Source organism: bacterium (assembly GCA_023382385.1).
GTDB lineage: Bacteria > Electryoneota > RPQS01 > RPQS01 > RPQS01 > JABWCQ01.
The window spans coordinates 946,511-968,046 of record JAHDVH010000001.1 but is presented as its reverse complement, the minus strand read 5'-3'; the positions used below and the strand labels follow the sequence as shown (position 1 = coordinate 968,046).

Here is a 21,536-nt window from a genome sequence, read left to right as displayed (position 1 = left end):
GGAGTGAAGGCACATAGAAGCACACTCCAAACGCACATCCATCGGAGGACGCTCAAATTCACAGAAACTCCGCTTTTTCATCGTTTTCCGTTACGCAGCCGTTGCATCCTCGTACGCGCGTATAATCTGGCCACGAATATCAAATGTTAAGTACAGTTACAACTACAGTCAAGAGATTTCTTATAATTACTTTACTTTGTTATGACTGGAAGCTTTCTTAATTCGTGAGAAGATCTGGAGCATCGCCAGAGAACGGAAATGACCCCCGGCAAAACGTAAGCTTTTGATTATATTCATTTTATTGAAAATTATTCATCACATAAGCGCAATGAAATCAATCAATTCAAAGGCACAAAGAGCGCAAAAGCTGGGTCGCCCGGCTTTCAATCTCGCTGCCAGACCAGTTTAGGCTGCAATCAAGACCTTCCGCAATCGGTATTGAAGGGCTATGCCGAGAACCAGATAGCTGCCTGCCAAGACCCATGGTGCCGCCGACAAGTCGTAAAAGTTTGCAAGTATAAGATTTGCGCCGGCATTGAGAACCATGACCACGACTATCCAGGGGATTGCGAAGCGTGGCTGCCCAAGTCCAACTAAAACATTCACTCCCGTGCTAAACAACGGTTCGAGCAATGCCGAAAGCAGGAGTGCAAGCACATAGGGAATCGCATCGAGATACTTCAGACCAAGCAAAGCCGGAATGATCGTGTCAGCATACCACCAAAGGACCAAAACCGCAGGTATCCCGATGGCCCAAACCCCTGACAAGGCTATCCGCATCTTGCTTGCAAGTTTTGGTAAGTTTCCTTCCGTCGCCAGTCTTGCCGCCATCGGGTAGAGCAGGAAGTTCATGGCTTGAGAAACCAGTGCAAACAATCTCAGGAAAGTCTTGGCAGCAATGTAGGGGGCCAGAATCGCGGGGCTGAGCACGGCACCCAGCACCAGCAAGTCGCCCTGCTGGAAGTAGATATCACCAACCGCCATCACCCCTGTCCACTTGCCGTAGCGGGAGGCTTCTCGGTAGTCTTTCATGTTGAAAGTTGGTTTCAACACGACCGGATAACGAAACACTCCCGCAAGCGATGACAAAACGATGGCACCGGTATTGACAGCCAGCGCGGTGCTCGCATGAATCAGCATGCTTTGTTTCGCCAGCACCACAAAGCCGATCAGACTGCCCATGAAGTAGCAGGCTTCGATGACAAACACACGGCGCAGGCGACTCTCGGCTTGTCCCAGCGCTATCGCGAGATCCCGCGGCACCAGAATAAGCAATGCCGCACAGGTTAACATAGTCTCAGTCGTTGATAGTCCCAGTGCAGGCATGATTACCAAGCCTGCCAGGATACCAAGGAATGTTGTTCCTAATGAAAGGCCGACTATGGCGCCCAAAACGCGCTCGCCCGCACCGGAAGCCCATTTCTGAACTAAGGTCAGTGCCCACAAGCCGCGCGTACACATGGCAGCAACATTCAAGAATGCCCATGCGACACCGTATGAACCATACTCCTCAACAGGAAGGGCACGCAAAAGCACGAAAATGACTCCCAGCCCGTACAAGGCCGGAAGTCCCTTTATGGCGAGTGCCCAGCCTGCGCGACCAAGCGCACCAAAGCCGCCTGCATGGTCCAGTAGCTTCTTCAATTAAACCTTCGCAGCTTGAAACTGTCCAATCTACGCACATTCTACCTAAAATGGAAGCCCCTTGCTCATTCGGGCACACTTCGGAAACCGAAAGCCCCTGTCCGGAGTCTAACAAACGGACTCACATTATTGGACTTTTGATGACCCTCATTCGATACGCTTTCCTCGTCTTTCTTGTTTCCTCCGCCTTTGGGCAGCGTCCCAATTTCTCCGTGCAGGGGTTTGTTGTGGATTCGCTTTCGGGCGAACCGCTCGAATATGCCACCGTCATGCTTCATAGCGCCGCCGACAGTTCACTACTGACCGGCATGGCAACTACCGCTGGCGGCGGGTTTGTCTTGGACAGTCTTAGGCCGGGGCGCGTTTACGCGCGTGTCAGCTTCTTGGGCTACGAGGTCAAAACATTACCCTCGTTCAATCTCAATCGCGAGACTCCCCGAGTCGATCTCGGCCGGATTTTACTGGCGCCTTCGGGTCTGATTGCAGACGAAGTCACCGTCACGGGGGAGCGGATGACGGTCGAATACCATGTTGAGAAGAAAGTCATCAACGTCGCCAAACAACAGATTGTGCCAACGGGAACTGCCACTGATGTGCTTGCCAACTCACCCGGCGTGTCTGTGGACATCGAAGGCAATGTTAAACTGCGTGGCAGCGGAAACTTCACGGTCATGATAGACGGAAGACCTTCCATCCTTGACGCTAATGACGCCTTGCAGCAAATTCCTGCCTCGACCATTGATCGCATTGAAATAATCACCAATCCTTCGGCGAGATTCAGTGCGGAAGGCACGGCCGGAATCATCAACATCATTCCTTTGAAACGTGGCACGCAACATACTGCGGGACAGATCAATCTTCGCAGCGGAGTAAATGAGCAACGAAGTCTTGATTTCTCACTACAGCAACCTGTCGGCAAGGCGTCGCTGACGGTTGGCGGCGACCTCGGCATGGACAATAGTCCGGGCGAATCGCGGTCTGAGACCCGGACTACTTTTGGCGATGCTACGACGACTTTGAAGTCTGACGGATCGTCGATCCGGCACTGGGATCGCGGCGGTCTGCGCGCAGAGCTCGATGTGCCGCTCAACTCGCGCAACAACGTGTCGTTAGGTGGCCGATTCGGAACCTATGAGTTCGGACGTGATGCGGATCTTAAGCATCGACAAACGGACGACCTGAGCGAGACCTTGTTACTAACGACCTCTGACAATCGCTCGAATCGAGAGCATCGCTATGTCTCCGGATTCGCCAACTGGAAACACAAGTTCCCACAAGACAAGCACGTCCTGACGATGGATCTGTCGATCAGCCGTCGAAGCGGAGAGGAGGTGTCGACCAACGAGTCCTTTGCTCAGGACGGATCAATCGTCCATGGACTGAAGACTTTTGAAGATGGCCCCGGCGGACGAAGCGAGCTCAAGCTCGACTACGTGCGACCGCTTGGAAACAGTCGTAGATTTGAAGCCGGAGCCTCCGCGCAAAGTTCCGGTTACCGCGATAACTATGCTCAAAGCAGATTCGACACGATCTCCGCGCAATACGTAGATCAGCCGCAACAAAGAAACTCCACGAGGTTTCGTCGGAATCTTCCTGCGTTCTACACCATGTATGCGGATGAAGGTGGTCCGATTGAATATCAATTTGGACTTCGCGGCGAATATCTTGATCGCACCATCGAGCGCGTGCAGACAAGTGAGGAGTTTTCAATTTCGCGATTCGACCTTTACCCAACCGCTCACTCGGCATACAATTTCGGCGGAGGTAAGCAAGCCATTCTCAGCTACACGAGACGCGTCCAGCATTCCCGTCCGTGGGATTTGGAACCATTCTTGAGCTGGGAAGATGCCTACAGCGTGCGCAGCGGAAACCCCGGTTTGAAGCCTGAGTTTATTGACTCCTACGAACTTGGATATCAGACAAGCGTGCTTAAGCAGTTTGTTTCGGTTGAAGGCTTCTATCGGGTCAAGCACAACAACGTTGAGCGGCTGCAAAGTGTTTATTCGGAGAATGTGAGGCTCGAAAGGCCTGAAAACGTTGGCCGGCAATTCTCATTGGGAACGGAGCTTCGCACGGATATTCAGGTTCAAAGAGGCTGGAATTTGACTCTGTCCGGCAGTTTCTACGATCAACGCGTCAAAGGTGAAGCGAACGGGATTTCTTTTGATGAGCATGACTTCTCTTACGACGGAAAACTGAGTAGCATCACGACAATTCTGCGGTCCACTCGACTTCAGTTGGACGGGCAGTATCGCGGACCTTCTGTGACGTCGCAAGGAACAACTGAAGCGTCGGCCACTCTTAACGGAGCGATTCGTCAGGACTTTCTCGATCGCCGTTTGAACGTTGCATTGCAGGTCCGAGATATATTTGCCACAGGCAAGCGTGAGTCCACCAGCGAATCCCCCGGTCTTTACAGCTACAACTACTCGTCAATGGATGCACCCGTCTTTACCCTGAGCGTCGGTTATTCCTTTAACAATTTCAAGAAGAAACAAAACGGCCGAGGCGATGAAACCGGCGAAGACTTTTAGGGTGATTCCACTTGCTGAAATGAAAGCGGGTTAGCTGAATGGCTAACCCGCTTTACGTTCGATCAGAAAATCAATTATGAAGTCGCCTTGACACGCTCGCTCTGAGTCATGGCCGCGAGCTTCGCGATCTCGTTCGCTTGCAGACCCAATCCCTGGGCGACTCGCTCTCCATACTCTTTGTCGACCTTGTAGAAAAGAGCCGTCTGACGTTTCTGAATCCTCACCTGAGCGTTCTTCAAGTGTGCTACGATGTTGGAGATCAGGTGTGTGCGATCCGTGTCTGTCATAACCTTTCTAAACAGAGCCGCGGGTTGCACAAAATCATCTTCCGTCAGCTCGTAGCCAAACCGGTCAATCACTCCGGTCAGAGGAACTGGAGGCTCGGCATACGACGGTTCAGGTGTCGGGCCGCCGAAGCTATTCGGCCAGTAGTTCGGCGCACCTTCGCCGTTGTCGTCAGTGCGCATCGCGCCGTCGCGTTGGTAATTGTGCTCCCCAGTGACACGCGGCGCATTGACCGGAATCAGGTGGTAGTTTGTGCCGAGGCGATGGCGGTGTGTGTCGTGATAGCTGAAGAGCCTCCCCTGCAGCATTTTATCAGGCGATGGCGCAATCCCCGGCACCACGGTGCCCGGCGAAAAAGCGGCTTGCTCCGTTTCAGCAAAGTAATTCTTTGGATTTCGATTCAGAACCATCCGGCCCAACGGCTGCAGCGGGGCGTCCGCGTGCGGCCAGACTTTTGTGATGTCAAACGAATTGAAGCGATACTTCTCAACCTGTTCGGGAGTCATGATCTGCACGTAGACCTTCCAAGCGGGAAACTCGCCCTTTTCGATTGCTGCGTGCAGGTCGCGTGTCGCGAAGTCCGGATCCTCTCCTGCGAGCCTGCCTGCTTCTTCACGGGTGAGCGTCTTAGATCCTAATTCGCTCTTGAAGTGAATCTTCACCCACACATACTCATTCTTTTCGTTATACCACATGAACGTGTGTCCGCTGAAACCGTGCATGTGACGGTATCCGTAAGGCGTGCCACGGTCCGAAAACAGAATCGTCACTTGATGAATGGATTCCGGAGTCAGCGAGAGAAAGTCCCAGAACATGTCCGGATCCTTGAGGTTTGTTGCCGGATTTCGCTTCTGTGTGTGAATGAAATCCGGAAACTTCAACGGATCTCGCAGGAAGAAGACCGGAGTGTTGTTCCCGACGAAATCGTAGTTTCCTTCTTCTGTAAAGAACTTGACTGCAAATCCTCGCGGATCCCGTTCGGTGTCTGCTGAACCCTTCTCGCCGCCGACAGTAGAGAATCGCGCGAATACGTCTGTGCGGTTTCCAACCTTGGACAAGAACTTGGCGCGTGTGTATCTTGACATGTCGTGCGTCACTTCAAAGAATCCCCACGCACCCGCGCCTTTTGCGTGCACTACCCGTTCGGGAATCCGTTCGCGGTCAAAGTGTGCGAGCTTATCAAATAGATGAATGTCCTGCACGAGAGCCGGTCCGCGCTCTCCTGCGGTCTTTGTATTCAAGTCGTCGGGTACTGGTGCACCCTGACTTGTCGTCAGCGGTTTCTTCTTCTCTGCCATGGTATTATCCTGCTTTCCTGTGTTGGTCTAAGCTGCAATTGTATTCCTGGTCGATTGCCCTGACGCTCGGATGCGGCAATCATCCGGTCTCGGCAAAGGCAATCGGCTCTGTCTCTCAATTTTGTGTACGTGAGCTGCGCATGGTCACTCTTATCGCTTGCCGAGTGGCAGTTCTTGCGCAGAATCGGTGATTGCTTCAAGCTCTACGGCAAGTTCAGATTGCCGTTCCAAGTCCTCATCCGAAATCAAGTGCACGTCAAGCATCCCGCCGCCGCGGTAGCCGGTCTTTTGGAAGTTCACTTCTTCTAAACACAGACTCCAGCCGTTAAGCCATTGTTCAAGCGATTTCTTCTGCTCATCGCTGCCCGCAAATCGAATAATTAACTCAATCTTACTGGTCGGTCCTGCCGTGCTTTCCTTCGAACTTCCCGCAAGATACATCGCCTTCACGCCGAACGCGGAAGGACTAATGTTCTGCGCTATCCTCTCGGCCATGTCCCGCCTCCAACCCCAGTGGTTAAACTTCTCGTAGCTTACTTGAGGCGCACCTGCAGGATGCCTGCGAGCCTGCGATCCGGAGGGATGTGAGAACAGTCCAACAGCTTCATTGAGTTCAGCGTTCATCAGCACCTTCAACACCTTCCCTCCCGTCGCGGCACGCACGTCAATCACTCGCACAACGTGCTCAAGCTGTCTGTATTTCGGCAGCAAGTCTGGAAGTTCGTTTTTCGAGCTCAATAGCAGTTCCTCGTTGAACGTGATTCCTTCCTCGTCGGGATAAAGTGGCAGGTATCGAATCCCTGCCTCAACCAAGTCCTGAAAAAAGTGCGTGCCGAAAGATAGATCCGGTGTATACTTCCCCGTTCGGCGGGCTATTTCCGTCAGAACCGCTGTATTGTTGATGTCCGAATAGGTCACGCTCACACCAAGCTTGATGTCCCCTCGGCTGCCCCAGCGGCCCGGACCCATCAGGATGAACTGGCGCTTCGGCAACATTTTGTTCAGTTCGCCGATAGCTCTGCCCACGTCACGTAACGCAGTCAGGCTTTCCAGCGACGCATACCCTGTCGGATCCACATAGACGATATGAGTCAAATCGGGCACGACGCCATTCGATACGTACTTGTTTGCTGTAAACAAGACTGCGCTGTTAGGCAAGTCGTGAGGGATGACTTCGGGCACGCTTTCCAATGTTGCGCTCTGCGGACGACATTGCAGCAGGTACAAGTGCTCACCGTCTGAAGCGAACTCAATATCCACCGGAGTCTGCATCGTGTTCTCAAGTGTCTTGAGAATCGTGTGCAATTGATCAAGAAACGGAGTATTCTCAAACAACGACCGGAATGTCGCGACCGAAGCGTCAGTCATAAAGTCAATCCCGATCAGTGATGGCTTGCGGATTCGGTCATCATCAATGATCGAGACCATATTCTCGACGCCAGGAAGCTCGTTGCCGCACTCTTCAAGAAACTGCCTGAGGTCCATCGTTTCAAAACTGTTCTTCTCGAGATTGATGACGTCAATCTTGGATGGTGAATAGCGAACGATTTCGTCCACAGATACATTTACCCGTAGACTGGGTTGACCGGGAGCCGCCAAAACAGGATAGTCATCACTCAATCGATCCACTGCTCGAGTCCCCAATCCGGGCACGATCCGAATCAGTCCGTCTTCCCGTCGTATGCGTGGCGACCAGCGAAACTCATTGTTGCTGAAGGCGACACCTGCCCAGGAGGGAAGGTAGTACTTGCCGACCCGCGTCCCTACAACCTCCTGAATCATCACACTCATTTCCTCGTGGAAGTCTACCAGCCCGCGCTCAATCCGATACTCGATTGGATCGGGACCGAATGTCGACGAATAGACTTCTGCGATAGCATCCATGAGGGCATTCAGCCGCTCAGGTTTGCTTCCCTGATTGGCCAAAAACAGACTCTTGTATTTCCCTGAGAATGCCGCTCCAAAACGGTCCTCGAGCAAGCTCGAACTGCGAACCACGAGCGGCTTGTCGCCGAAATCGTCAAGTGCCATCGACAGTCCTTGAATCATCTCGAGCGGGAATTGCGAGTTCTTGAAGAGCTGAATGATATGCGGATATTCCTGCCGAACCTGCGAGACATCTTTGTACTTCTGCTCGACAACTTCTTCGAGATTATTGTAATGCACAAAACCGGTTTGTGCATCCGATGCGATGTACCATGTCTTTGGCACGCGAATGGCCGCAAGATTCGAGTGCGTGTCGCAGTATTTTGTAAGAATACTCTCTGCAAGAAACAGTCCGGCACTCTTGCCGCCTAATCTTCCGCGGCTGCCGGCTGGATGCACCAGCCGGCTCAAGAGATTGTGAAAATCGTAAAGATTGACATACTCCTTCGCGATTCGAATGTAGTTCAGGTCGTCTGAAAAGATTCGCCGGATTAGCGCAACGCGAATGCTCTTTTTGGTAAAGTCCGGCAGGTCTATGGTCTTCGGCGACAACTGAACGTAGCGCCTCACGGCGCTGATCACTTCTGCGAGGTCTGCTGCGGGATCCGAAACCGCCTTGAGCAGGAATCCCGCGCGATCCTGCTGCATCGAGTCTTGCATGTGACGCAGTATCTCGGCGTTCGGCAGGTTGTTAGCCGCAAGCAGGAAGATCGAGTTGCTGATTGTCGCGATGTCGATGGTCTTCTCGCGTACTCTGGGCTGATTCTCGTTGTCGTAACCGTCAACGTCTGAAGAGGCTTGGTCTGTACCGAGAAGATGCAATAGCTCCAATGCCTCCGCGTTTCCAGCGCGGCAAAGGAGGATAAGCAGCTTGCGCGCAATACGATAGTACAAAACCTGATTCGTGCGCTCAAGTAATTCTATGGCTAAACGCCACTCGCCGTCAAGTTGTTTCATTGCTCCGCATGCTATTGTTCATCAGATCGATTTCGACTGCCCGACTGTCAGAACTTTGTCGGGAATCGCACTACTGCTCCAGGCCACACGATCCCCCTCGAGGACTGGGTACCCGATTCTACCGCCAAACAACAAAAGATACAACTCTTGAGCTCGCAAATCAATTGTGATTACCCTTCCCATCTGTGCTGTCTCCGCAGGTATCCTGCCCTTCCCAGCACTTTTTGCAGGGCAGAGAGGCACTGTCCTCCCTCTTAGAACAAAATGGAACCGATCACGCGGACCGGTTCCACTTGTTTCCAACCTATGCGCGGACTTGTGAGGTTAGATCTACACCCAGCCGCGATCTCGGCACGCTGCAGCAACGCGATCCACGGCTATCGTGTAGGCGGCATCGCGCATATAGAGCTTCTTCTTGCTTGCCAGCTCGCTTACGGCATGATAAGCTGAAGTCATCTTCAGATCAAGCTTGCTCAGGACCTCGTCCTTTTCCCAATAGTAGTTCATGTTGCACTGAACCTGCTCGAAATAGCTGCACGTCACACCACCGGCATTGGCCAACAAGTCGGGAAGCATGAAAATTCCGCGTTTCGAAATCTCTGCATCAGCTTCCGGCGTGGTGGGTCCGTTTGCTCCTTCGGCAATAAACTTCACACGCTTGGAAATTTTGCCGACATTGGCGGCCGTCACCTGATTCTCCATGGCATTCGGCATCAGGATGTCCACTTCCTGCTCTATCCACGCTTCACCCGGAAGAACTTCGTAGCCCAGGTCCTTTGCCTTGTCTTTGTCGACTCCTCCGAAGCGATCCGTAACCTTCAGCAGAGCGTTGATGTCAATACCGTCCTTCTTGCGCAACGTCCTCGCGGTTTGATCCTTTTGGTCCCAATAGGCAATCGCGATGACCGTTCCGCCTAACTGATTGTAAAGCCGGATGGCGTACTGCGCAACATTTCCGAAGCCTTGAACACTGGCAATCGTGTCGCCCGGCTTAATTCCTTTTTCCTTAAGGGCTTCCCGCAACGTGTATACGACACCGTAACCCGTCGCTTCCGTGCGTCCCAGCGAACCACCCATCCCCACGGGCTTGCCTGTAATCAATCCCGGATACTTTGCCCCGTGAATTGTCTCATATTCGTCGAGCATCCAAAGCATGTGCTGCGAATTTGTCATGACGTCCGGTGCCGGAACGTCGCGTACCGGTCCGATGTCGCGGGCAAGCTGACGCACCCAGCCGCGGCAAATCTGCTCCTGCTCGCGATGACTCAGATTGTGCGGATCACAGATCACACCGCCTTTGCTGCCGCCCAGTGGAATGTCCACAACGCTGCACTTCCAGGTCATCCACATGGCCAATGCGCGTACCGTATCAAGCGTTTCCATCGGATGAAAGCGGATGCCGCCCTTGCCGGGACCGCGCGCATCGTTGTGTTGCACCCGAAAACCGCGAAAAACGTGGACAGAGCCGTTGTCCATACGCACCGGAATCGCCAGCGAGTACTCGCGTAGTGGAAAACGCAGCAGGTCACACGCCGCTTGGTCGAGTCCAATCTGCTTCGCCGTGTTATCAAATTGTGCTTGCGCCATGGCGAAAGCGTTAAATGACTTGTCAGCCATTCTTTGATTCCTCCTGAATCAGTAGATGTGCGAAATCGGACTGCACTTGTCACATTTCCGCACTGTAAGTATAGGATGATACGTGCAAGCTGATCAGCGCTCATGCAGATATCTGCGCCGCTTCCTTCAGCTATACAAAATTTACGAAGAATCTACATTGTAGTCCAATACTGCAAAGTGAGCGGTTGCTTACTACCCTCTTGCTAAACATTAGGATAGCAATTTGCTCCGCCGAATCGCGCCGATTGAGAGGAATTTCACAAACTTCCCCTGCCTCTGGGGCCGAGAGGCCTTACGGGTCAAGAGCCAACAAACCATAGACTTAATTGTCCTCTATCGCATTGCAGGCAAAAAGCAAGGCCCTCAAGATTACTCCCAAGGGCCTGTTGTCTTATCGCTTAAATAGGTTCGGTGTGTCGCTAAGGGACTTCGCCGCCACTAAGGATTACTGCGTGGTCGAATTAGTCGTTATCCGATCCAACTCACTCCGAGAATCAGCATAATCGCAACCACCACCATCATCAAGCCTTCGCCTGCAATCAATCCCGATGCGAGCGAGGCCCCGTAACGGTCAACGGCGTCCGGATTGCGTTTCGTGTAATACGACGTGATGACCGCGCCGAGCCACATCGCAAGTGACGAATAGGGGGTGACCATGAAGGCGATACCCAGCGCGATAGGCGACGGCAGCCATTTGCCCACACCTTTGATCTTTGCCACAAAGGGCATCAGGAAGCCGATTATCGCGCCCACCAGCGCTGCAGTCATCGCATATTCGGGCAATGACTTTATGCCGTTGGCCAGTAACTGTGCCATTGCGTGCCAAGCCATGACGGCCGGACCTGTAAAGTCGTCGCCCGGGATCTGATAGGCGGCCGTCAACAGCCGATAGACCGCCGCCGCGGCAAACACGCCGACAACTACGCCGATGATCTGCGCGATAACTTGCCTGCGAATGGACACCTTCAGGATGTATCCTGCCTTCAAATCGTGCATTAAATCGCCCGACTGACTCGCTCCTGCTGCGGTGATGCCTGCGGCCATCAGGTTGGTCGGAATCTTGCCCGGATCGAGTGCACCATACACCACCTGCGTGATCTTGCCCATCGCGCCAACCGGATTTATGTCCGTTTCGCCGGTTGCGCGTACCGATATACTGGCAATCAAGAATGAGAGGATAACTGCAAGGATGCCCATCCATGCCGGAATCCCGAAATACAGCTTCGCAAACACCGTCGTAAGCGTTGTCGCGAGGACCATGCCCACGGCCCACCACTTGATCGGGAACGGGTCGGGCGCGTCGTCTTCGTCGCCCGCTTCCGCTTCAACCTTGCGGCCCTGCATCAGCCTCTTCAGCGTGCCAAATGTGTTGCCTATTGTCTTGTATTGCAGAGCAAGACTCGCAAATCCTGCAGCCACCATGCACGCCACACCGGGCCAAAGCAGCCAGCGAAATGCCGCAAGGTAGACACCACTCTGGTCCTTGACCACCACAATCCCCTGATCTACCAGAATCGGTGCGCCGATTCCCCATGCCAGTATGGCCCCTGCGAAGAGCGACCAGCCGACTTTGGAACCAACCAGAATCCCAGCTCCGATCATCATTGGCGAGAGACTGATTCCCATGCGCAGAGATGCCAGCGATATGCCGAGAATTCCTATTCCGGCAAGGCCGACATCGTCCAAAGAAAAGTCGCTAAAATGGCCGATTCCCAGCGGCTTAATGCTGAACAGCAGCTTAATCAGGCCTGCTACCGCAGCGGCGTAGAATAGCAGTTTTGCCTTCTTGACCGCTTCGGCTCCAGAAGAATACATTGCCTTGATCGTCTCGGCAGCGGCTGTCCCGCTGGGGAAGCGTAACTTCTCTCGCACGATCATCTGCTTGCGTAGCGGTACCGCGAAAAACACCCCGAGAAACGCAATTGAAATTGCCCACAAAACCAGCTGAAAATACGACAAGTCGTTGCCCGGACCTGAAGTTTCGCGCAGGTAGAGTTCGAGGGCGGGAATGCAGGCCACAAAACCGCCTGCGGAGGCCATGGTCCCGGCTGCGCTGCCGGATGTGGCTGTAATCAGATTCTCTTTGGCGTTATAGGGCCTACTGAGCACGTTGCCCAATGCCTTGAACAAAGCAAATGAAATGACTGCTGCAGTTATCGATGCGCCAAATGTCCAGCCGATTTTCAGCCCGATGCAGACATTAGAGGCGCCAATCAATGATCCGACGATAATGCCCGATGCAAGGGCACGAAACGTCAACTCGCTGAAGGCTTCGTCGTGGATCAGCGGCTTGTTAGGTTGCGGGGAGGGGGTGTCAGCGGCCATGCAGGTTCCTCAAAGGGGGTGAACTTTCAGGTGTCCCTCCGGAAGTGTCGAGGGACGGAGTGTGAACAGTCGCCGCAAGATAGTAATTCGCGCGTCCCCATTCAACTCAGGTGCGGCGCAAATCGCGGGTCGCTTGCTATAAAGTCCGAACGGCGTTATATTTGCTTCGTCACAAATATATCCACTATTCCTGGCAGACCTTTAAGTTATGGCGATTCTTCGCTGGCCTTTCCTCTTCATTCGGACGTTAGAGCGCGAAATCCTGCGGCGAGACTATCTCCGAGAAGTCGCCGCGCAGCGAAAGCTCCGCCTGTCCAATCCTGCGGTTGTCCATCGCCATAGCTTTTCTCAAGCAGTGGCCTTTGCCAATCACATGGCAACGGTTTCGCCTGCCTACAGAAAGAAACTCGATGAACTCGGCCTTTCGATACCTCTTCCAGAAGACTATAGCACATGGCAGAATCTTCCCATCCTCACCAAGAAGGATTTTCAAAGCGGACTCGACGGCTGGCTTAATTCGACCCTCGACCGCCGCAAGCTTCACTGGAGTTGCACATCCGGATCCAGCGGAGAACCCTTTCAGTTTGCGGTTACCGAAGATTCCCTGCGGGCGGAGTTTGCCAGCAAGGAACTGACTCTGATAAGTATCGGATGGAAGCCTGACTGGAAAGAAGCTATTTTCAAGGCGGAAACTGCCAACCTGGGCAAGGTTCAGAGCTTTGCGAGATGGTTGTCAGGTATCAGGCCTATCTCATTCTCGGCGCTTAAGCTTTCCGCAGGCGATACTCCGAGCATTCTCGCACAGATGCGCGCGGCTCGAGTCAACAACATTCGAGGCTTTCCGACTGCGCTGCTGGTCATCGCCGATGAAATGAAACGTAACGGCTGGCGTTTTCCTGTTAAAGTTGTGAGGGCCTATGGCGAGGGACTGAGTCCTTCCCGAGCAAAAGTCATCGAAGACGTTTTTGACTGTAAGGTCTATCGCGACTACGGCGGTAGTGAAGCCATGCACATCGGGCATGAGTGCTTGGAGTACACAGGCTATCATCTTGACCTGTCGCGGTTCTTTGTTGAAGTACTGGTAAACGGAAGACCCGCGTTGCCGGGAGAGTCCGGGGAAATTGTGGTGACAGCTTTTCGAAATCATGCGATGCCTTTCATCCGTTACAAGATTGGAGACTTCGGCACATCTGCTGACCCGCTGCAACCTTGTCCATGTGGAAACCGCATGCCCCGCTTGACCAGCGTGGATGGCCGTCTGCTTGAGATACTCTATGCACCAAACGGCAAATCACTTAACTCAGGCTTTCTGGTAATTGTCCTTGAGTACTATCATGAGTATATCTCAGCTTTCAAAGCATACCAGATCGAGCCGGACTTGCTGGAAATCCACTACGTTTCAAAATACGACGACATCAGTCGGCAGATGCTTGAAGTTGAGCAGAAACTCGCAGAGCAGACTAACGGAGGTTTTCGCATATCGTGGAAGCGAGTTTCGGAGATTCCTGCAGAACCATCAGGCAAGCGACCCTTCTTGGTTCCACTCAAAGGTCAATGGCGCAATGCCGTCGACTGACCTTTGGAATTCAGACAAAAGAACGGGTTAGCCGCATTGGCTAACCCGTTGATTTTTAGTAGCGCGTACGGGATTCGAACCCGTGTTACCGGCGTGAGAGTTCCGAGCTAACTACTTGTCAACCGCATCTTTATCAAATATTCGTAGAATTGCCGTAGCAAATGGCGAGTCTTTCAGGGCTTCATTCGCGGCTTCGCGCAGGGCGTTTGCTTCCGGAAGATAGTAGTGCCCGTAGGTTGTGTTCAGATTCTTGTGGCGGACGATTTTCTGTACGGCCATCGGCGGAAGGCGCAGATCGGATAGCTGAGTTGTGAACGTCGCCCGTAGCCTGTGCAGCGGCTTGTAGTCCACGCCAGCGGCCTCGCAGACCTTTTTGAAGACGTGGGTAATCTTCTCGCTAACACCGGGGAAGACGGGGCCTGTGGCGCGTCTGGGCAGCGATTGCAGGATTAGTTCAAGCGGTGCGGTGAGTGGTACGACTTCGCGGCGGCCAATCCGCTTCGTGACCTTGCCTGCTGGTACCAGTATCGTCTGTCGTTCGAAGTCAATGTCTTCCCATTGCAGGTGGCGGCCTTCGTTGCGCCGAAACCCGCTGAACGCCTGAAACGCAAAGTAGGCCTGAATCGGGTAGCCGTTCAGCGTGAAGTCCGCCGCGGCGTCCAATATCCGGCTAATCTCGTCCGGTGTGAAACTCTCCTTCGGTTCCTCTACCACCGCTATTTGCTTGAACCTCGGCGGTTGCCAACCGCGAACAACTTCTTCTTCAATACACCAGTTCAGAAAGCGCGTGACGTTGCGGATGTTCCGGTTTATTGTGTGGCCGGAGATTTCGCGGACGCGCTTCACATTTCCTGTTCTACTCTTGTGAACGGCACCGCGCTCTGTCAGATAATCCACAATCGCGTTGCGGTGACGTCTTGAGAGTTCCGTAAGCGGGATTTCACCAACGACGGTCCTCAGGGTTTCAAGCGTATCTTCGTACTGGTCTATCGTGTCTGGAGACCAGTCGCGTTTTGACTCTTCCATGAACCGCTCGAATAGCGCGATCACATTCTGCTTTGGCGGCGTTGGCTTCGTCGGATCAAGACCCAGCAATATCTTGCGTTCAAACTCGGCGGCTACAACTTTGGCCGCCGTCTTCGTTTCACAGCCGGTGTTAATGCTCTTGCGCTTGCCGTTGGCAAGCTTCAGATTTACGTACCAGACTGTGCGATTCTTTAGTTTGCGCTTATAGAGGGAGGACATGCTTAAAATGCAACGGTATTCATATTACCTAATCAGCACCATCTTCTTCGCATCTGTGAAGGTCGGCGTCTTGAGCTGATAGACGTAGACGCCAGAAGCCGTAACCTGACCACCCAAGTTCTTGCCGTCCCACAGCACGCGGTAAGCACCGGCATTGCGGACTTCGTCCACGAGAGTCGCAACCTCCTGACCGAGGATGTTGAAGACCTTCAGTTCGACGCGGATAGCCTCAGGTAAGTCAAAACGGATCTCCGTCGTCGGATTGAAGGGATTTGGGTAGTTTTGATACAAAGCATACTTGGTCGGGAGTGCAGGTTGATTATCAGATACGCCAAGCACTGGATCGTCAAGCCGTTCGGTAAGCAGCAATGTCTTACGAACCAAGTCATAAGGATCTGTCACTACAACTTGGGGGTGTCTGGCCTGCAATCTTCCTGTATGATGGTAGTCAAAGTAGATTTGCATCGCGGCCAGTACTGCCAACACCGAGTCATACGGTGTCTTGGCATCCGTCATCATGTCCTCAAGCCCGGACAACGCTTCAGCAGGTTTGCCCTCATTGGCCAAAGCCTGATATGAGAGTCGTTGTGCGAGGGTTCTTAGTGAATGCTTTTTAGTTTCTTCTGCAAAACCGCGCAAATACTTACTGGCCAGAACCGCAGATCCGTCGCTTGCGGCACCAGCAATAATGCCCAGTGCAGCCGGTGTGAACTCAGAGCCCTGATGATCAGTTAGAAATTGCATGGCTGCTCGAGCCTTGTCGTTACTCTTGCTTGTTGACCGCATGTCTCGCCAAGCCAACAACTCACGATTATGGTGTGCGAGTTTCTCTAACTTGGCTTGCTTGCGCGTAGCATAAGCGTTAGCAGAATTCCTTGTGCCATGATTCGGCGTATATTCCCTTGCCTTGCTTGCAACGCCACCCTTGGTTGTTTGTGCAGCTTCTTTCTGATTCAATGAGCTGACTTTTGACGGCTCGTCACCACCAGTCGACATAGTTCCGGATTCTGAGTTGTCATCCAACACGAGCCAACTCCCACCACCTATCGACGATGTAGCAGACTCTCCGCACGTTAAGAAATCGGTTAGCGAAGAATCTACTGTCCAATTGGCGGGCGCCGCCGGCCACAAATAGTCGTAGAAGTTGCTGTCATTCGGCATCGCGGGACTCCAGGTATTCCACGTGATATCCCAGGTGTTGTTCGTATCGCCGGATTGCAAGTAGCGGCCGTCATCCCACACATCAAAGTAGTTCTCGCCGTTCTCAAGATCAACATACGAGGGATCCGCTGACTTAATCAATGGGCCCGAGCTATCGGCAAAACTGTTATGACCACCTACAAGATCGTAGATAACGCCCAGGGTATACAGCTCTGCGAGTGTATCGCCATTGCTCACCAGCGTGCAGCACTCTATACGTGCGTCACCGCCTCCTGAGGACGCTCCCCATATACCGTATGTTGCCCCGTTACTAATAATTGAGTTCTTAATTTTAACACCGTAGGCAAGCGCCTGATAAATGCTTACCCCGTTGCTCTCGCTGAAAACGCAATCTTCAACTTTGAAGCTGTCGGATTTGAGAAGCGTAAGGGCGGCACCAAACCCTGAATAAAATTGGCTTCCACCTACGTGTGTTAACGTGCATGCCCGCATGTAACTTGTGCTGTCGGTTGCCCAGGCCAAAACACCGTCTTCAAACCATGAAAAGTTACATGAGTCCAATTGCAGGGTAGCCCGTCTCCTTCCCTGGACACTTCCTGCAACGTCAGAGGTTTGGTTGGCCATGCCGTTGCCATAGAAGTTCGCATGCCTCATTTTGACAAGGCCTCTTTCAGACTTGATATTCCTGGTGCCGGTTGAGTCCACCCAATGCAGTTTCACTCGATTCTCTGCGTCTCCATAAACATACAGCTTACCCTTCTCTTTGGTCGAATCCGTTCCCCAAACCTTAATCGCCCCTTGCTCAACAAACTCAACGACGGGATTCTTGTACCCAGGATGCGGTAAGATCGTCAAAACGCCGTCACCACGCACGTTGATCACACTGTCCACACGCATCGGAGCATACATCACCACGCTGTCCGTGATTTCGTACTGCGTCCAGACGAAACGCTGACCAAAAACTCTGTTTAAAGAGTCGAGATATTCCAAGTACTCATCATCAGTCATACCATCGCAAGTGTCTTGTGCGGCCTTCTGTATGCTTGTCATCAGCAAACCAATTTGACCGTCAATCCTCTGGTAAATGTCCTCGCCAGCGCTTTCTACAACTTGTTGGTATAGCGTCAGCGCACTATCTATGTTATCGTCAGTCTCGGCGAGCAAAAATGCCATTCCGATCGTTGCCGCATGCAATAGCTCATCATTGGAAGCAGTGTCCGCAATCGAAAACAGGTAGCTTAGAGTCGTTGAAACATCGACTCCCCCGAAATGATTTACCGGTAACAAGCGACTAACAGTCGGCGTTTTCTTGCAATTCGTCGAAGACGATTCAAGTGCGTCTTCATACAATACAGAAGCCGCCGACAGATCAGGTACAAACTCTTGCTTAAGGGCTTCTATAATGCAATCTGTCAATGTTGGTTCCCGAAGAGGCAGGTAGCAGTAGTCAGGCTCTGATGGAAATGCAGGTTCACATTCCGGAAGTAATGGTACACCTAAACTATCTTCAATCAATGACCCAATGTGGAGCCAAATTGTGGTGTCAGCAGTCAAGCCATTCCAGTAGTTCGCGCGCCAGTACGCCGGCATCGAGATGTTGGAAAATCGCACCCATAGTGGATCAGAGGTTGAATCCTCGAAAAACACATTGTAGCCGCTGTCAGCCCAAACGACTGCCGGCCCGTCAACTCGCAGTTCGGACAGGTTGTTTTCAAAGAACCAATTTGCCCCAAAACGCGCACCACTTGTGTCGAAATCCGCAATGATTAGAGTGCCACCAACCATTTCCAACCCATCACACGAATTACTGTCTATCGTGCAACACTTCATCATTATGGTAGAGTTATAGCCGAATATGCCGTGCGTTCCGATACGTGCATCACCGTTATGGCTTTTTTCGACTCTAACTTCTTTAAGTGAGGCAGTACAGTTGTTGAGTAGTTTAACACCCGACCCACAATTCAGAATAGACGTTTTAACGACATCTATTGAGGCTCCTCTCTCGCATTGAATTGCCGCACTGTTAAAGCAAAACGTACTGTATCGAATATCACTTGTTGCGTAATCGTCAAGAACAAGACCTATTAGGCAATGTCTAACTGCGGAGCGCATCAAGTTGACTCTCGAGTCTTCCGCTCGACAAACAATTCCAAATCGTGCGTGTTCTATTAGCGTGCTCTGTAGCGTGACCGTGTCTAATGCCGTAGTGTCCGCCGCTCTGATCCCAATCCACCAATTGTCCACGTCATGCAATCCATTTAATGCGCGAAACTTAATGGCATTTGAGTCAGTGCCAAGAACATTAAACTTGTTTCCTATCCCTTCGTCCAAATAGACTCCCTTTCCCGGCCAGCAGGTAACTTGTGCCGTATCACCTGCGCTCAGAGATGTATCCGGCAGGATCGTTAGCTCCCCGCCGTTGCGAATGCGAATGTTTCTGTTAAGCAGATAAGGCGCATAAATCGTATATGTTGTATCGGAAATGATCAAATCTTCGTTGGGAGATACGTGGAAGAGTTCATACTCACCCGGCGGGAGCTGCACCATGAAACTGGCCTTGCCCTCTTCATCTGTCATCACGATCCAGCTTGAATCTCCGCGAGCAAGCTCGCAACGGTATTCCGACGATGCTTGCGGCATGTCAAGGGTGAAATAGATTTGACGGCGCTCGTGTTCTTCGCACCTCCGATTGACCAAGAATAGATACAGCTCGTCGTCCACGCTGTTAGGAGCTTCGAATGTACTGACCTGGACATAGGTATGGTTCGCAGCCTCACTCACCCAGTCCAACGACGGCGTGTCGTTCCAGTACTTTGTATAAACCGTGTCAATGGCAATGCCACCTGGGCCTGCATACGGATAATCAAAATTGTCCTCAAAGCTCCGCGTGCAGAATGAATTGTCCCATCGACACGCTCTTAGAGTGGGTCCAACCGTGTCCAGCGATGCGTACAATTTTGACAGACCGGTGAACCATGGTTCTTTTGTGTGCACGGATGTTGCCTCCCAAGCGAGCGGCCGATCTTCGAAAACAAATGCATTGTGTTCCGCCCAGACAATACCCTTTGCACCATAAGCCAAGTTTAGTCCCGTTTGGCACCACATTTCAGGAACAGTATGGTATCTGTTCGCAATCGTCAGACTATCGTGGTGACCACCAGTATACCAATACATTTTCAAGGAATCGTTTTCCCAACACTTATTGTGCGCTATATAACCGGCCCAATCCGCTCCAGAATTTCTTGCGCTTTCCGCATGTAGAAGCAGCGATCCGGCTGCGTCTGCGCGCCGCCGCCAGAACGAAGGCATTTGACCGTCCGCGATAGCCCAATCTAAGAAAGCGGTGTTGTCAATCAGTAAATCCCAGTAAGCCTGGAGGCTCAATACACATGTATCAATGTTTGCCACAACTGCGTAGCTATTGGATAATCCTGACAGTTCCGATGTCGTTGCATCCGGCGGACGAGCACCGAATCCAAAGCCGTCTCTCGCATTAGGATCATCGTCGTACCAATGGTCATAGCCTCTCGTCTTAACGTAGGTCCCGGTATGCGGTGTTTGACGAGCCCAGCCTCCGGTCATGTACTCTTGATCGTTCGAGGTTAATCGCTGATATGTCGAATCTACGGTCCAGATTGCGGTTGAGTCCGTGACCGCATCATCGTTGATGGTAATCCCGTTCGGTAGGTGGCGATTGAACATTCCAAGCGTGAACCACTGGTTCCAAGAAGGCTCGTCTTGCTGAAACCCTGCGCCGGGCATTTGCTGAGGAATACCCGATAGGGTAGTAACAACCTCATTGAACTTTTGTTTAGGCGCTCCGTTCAATTCAAAAAGTTCGTCGTAGTACTCTTCTCGAATATCCAGAGAGGCTACTGAAAAATCTTCGATTCCGTACCAGTAAAGCCCTATCGCCATATGACTCCCGTTCGGCCACCAGTATTTGAGACTGTCAAGCTTATGAACAGTCTCAAATTCTCCTGGATTGTCAAAATCGCAGAGTCGGATCGGTATCGAGCAGAAGTCTACCCAATTCAGTTCTACGGTCTGGAGTCGCGTCCTGAGGCTATCGGGATTTGTGTCATTATTATCCAGTGGCATGGTCGTGCCACCAGTGTAGGAGTACATGAAGATGAAGAGTTCTGCGAGTGTGTCGCAGCTTGATGTGTCCACCCAAGAAGGCACTTGACAGAGCAAATCAAAAAAGTAGCTCGTGAAGGACTCGTCGGGATCGCCGAAAAACCAATCGTGATTTGTTCCAGTGGATCTGCAATGTGTCTTGGACGTCCCCTGCTGCGCTACTCGCGAGTAGTCTTCCGGATAGTCGTACTTTTCTGCGTCTCCTGGCCAGAGTATCCAGCCGGGGTTGTGCGTTCCCTCTGTAGCCTTGATCACGTTGCTCGTACCATCCGGAAGCGGTGGATCCAATTGAACCCGCGACCCAACAGTTAGTACGCGGCTTGTGCCGCCAACATCAAAAGTATCGCCAGGTGCCCAAAGCGTACGCAACGCAAGTTGCTCGTTGTCCGACTGCCTCACACCTGGTCGTTCCCAGCCGATATCCATTAGCATTCGCTCGGCGCCAAGGTACTTGGACTCTTCAATAGGGATGTCTTCGGCGAGTGTGAAAAAGTAGTCCGATCGTCCAAGATTTGCGATAAAATCGCTTGAGACGAAGTCACCGTAGAACCAGTTCACATTGAGCGAATCCATGTGACTGATGGCATTCTGGAGTCCTGTCCCATTTGAGAAAACAGCGTTATATCTAGCCTCATACCAAGCGGACTCATTGGGATAATTATTCCAATTCTCTGTATAGTGCTGTCTCATTGCGGACCACGGTGATCCAATAATGCCTTTCGGAAAATCAGTATTCGACTTGGCTAATGCGCTTGGAGTCAGAAGTAGCGCTCCTGCCGTGATGATTGCAGCATAGGCCAGACAATAACTCTTCTTCATTTGACACCT

Annotated in this window: 9 protein-coding genes; 2 read left to right on the top strand and 7 right to left on the bottom strand. The window is 52.2% G+C overall.

Annotation, left to right across the window (positions count from 1 at the left end; genetic code table 11):
- Positions 1-405: 405 nt before the first annotated feature.
- Positions 406-1,644 (bottom strand): lipopolysaccharide biosynthesis protein, encoded by a 1,239-nt coding sequence (locus KJZ99_04310; GenBank protein MCL4305112.1) that lies wholly within the window; start codon positions 1,642-1,644, stop codon positions 406-408.
- 140 nt (positions 1,645-1,784) lie between these two features.
- Between KJZ99_04310 and KJZ99_04305 the strand changes: the two genes are divergently transcribed.
- Positions 1,785-4,178: a TonB-dependent receptor gene (locus KJZ99_04305; GenBank protein MCL4305111.1), complete on the top strand. Its 2,394-nt coding sequence runs from the start codon at positions 1,785-1,787 to the stop codon at positions 4,176-4,178.
- Positions 4,179-4,252: 74 nt separating this feature from the next.
- On the opposite strand, the gene KJZ99_04300 is transcribed toward KJZ99_04305, so the two are convergent.
- The 4 genes from KJZ99_04300 to KJZ99_04285 form a co-directional block, all read right to left on the bottom strand.
- Positions 4,253-5,761, bottom strand: coding sequence for a catalase (locus KJZ99_04300; protein ID MCL4305110.1), 1,509 nt, complete (start codon positions 5,759-5,761; stop codon positions 4,253-4,255).
- Between the two features lie 150 nt (positions 5,762-5,911).
- Positions 5,912-8,644 (bottom strand): pyruvate, phosphate dikinase, encoded by a 2,733-nt coding sequence (locus KJZ99_04295; protein ID MCL4305109.1) that lies wholly within the window; start codon positions 8,642-8,644, stop codon positions 5,912-5,914.
- Between the two features lie 330 nt (positions 8,645-8,974).
- Entirely contained in the window at positions 8,975-10,261 is a 1,287-nt protein-coding gene (locus KJZ99_04290; protein ID MCL4305108.1) for a Glu/Leu/Phe/Val dehydrogenase, read from the bottom strand.
- Between the two features lie 468 nt (positions 10,262-10,729).
- On the bottom strand, positions 10,730-12,586 hold the full coding sequence (locus KJZ99_04285; protein MCL4305107.1) for an OPT/YSL family transporter: 1,857 nt from the start codon (positions 12,584-12,586) through the stop codon (positions 10,730-10,732).
- Positions 12,587-12,794: 208 nt separating this feature from the next.
- On the opposite strand from KJZ99_04285, the gene KJZ99_04280 reads away from it, so the two are divergent.
- Positions 12,795-14,162, top strand: a complete 1,368-nt coding sequence (locus KJZ99_04280; GenBank protein MCL4305106.1) for a hypothetical protein — start codon at positions 12,795-12,797, stop codon at positions 14,160-14,162.
- 111 nt (positions 14,163-14,273) lie between these two features.
- Here KJZ99_04280 and KJZ99_04275 read toward each other — a convergent pair whose 3' ends face one another.
- Complete coding sequence (locus tag KJZ99_04275) at positions 14,274-15,407, bottom strand: site-specific integrase (GenBank protein ID MCL4305105.1); 1,134 nt, start codon at positions 15,405-15,407, stop codon at positions 14,274-14,276.
- A 24-nt stretch (positions 15,408-15,431) separates the two neighbouring features.
- On the bottom strand, positions 15,432-21,527 hold the full coding sequence (locus tag KJZ99_04270) for a T9SS type A sorting domain-containing protein (protein ID MCL4305104.1): 6,096 nt from the start codon (positions 21,525-21,527) through the stop codon (positions 15,432-15,434).
- Positions 21,528-21,536: the final 9 nt, after the last annotated feature.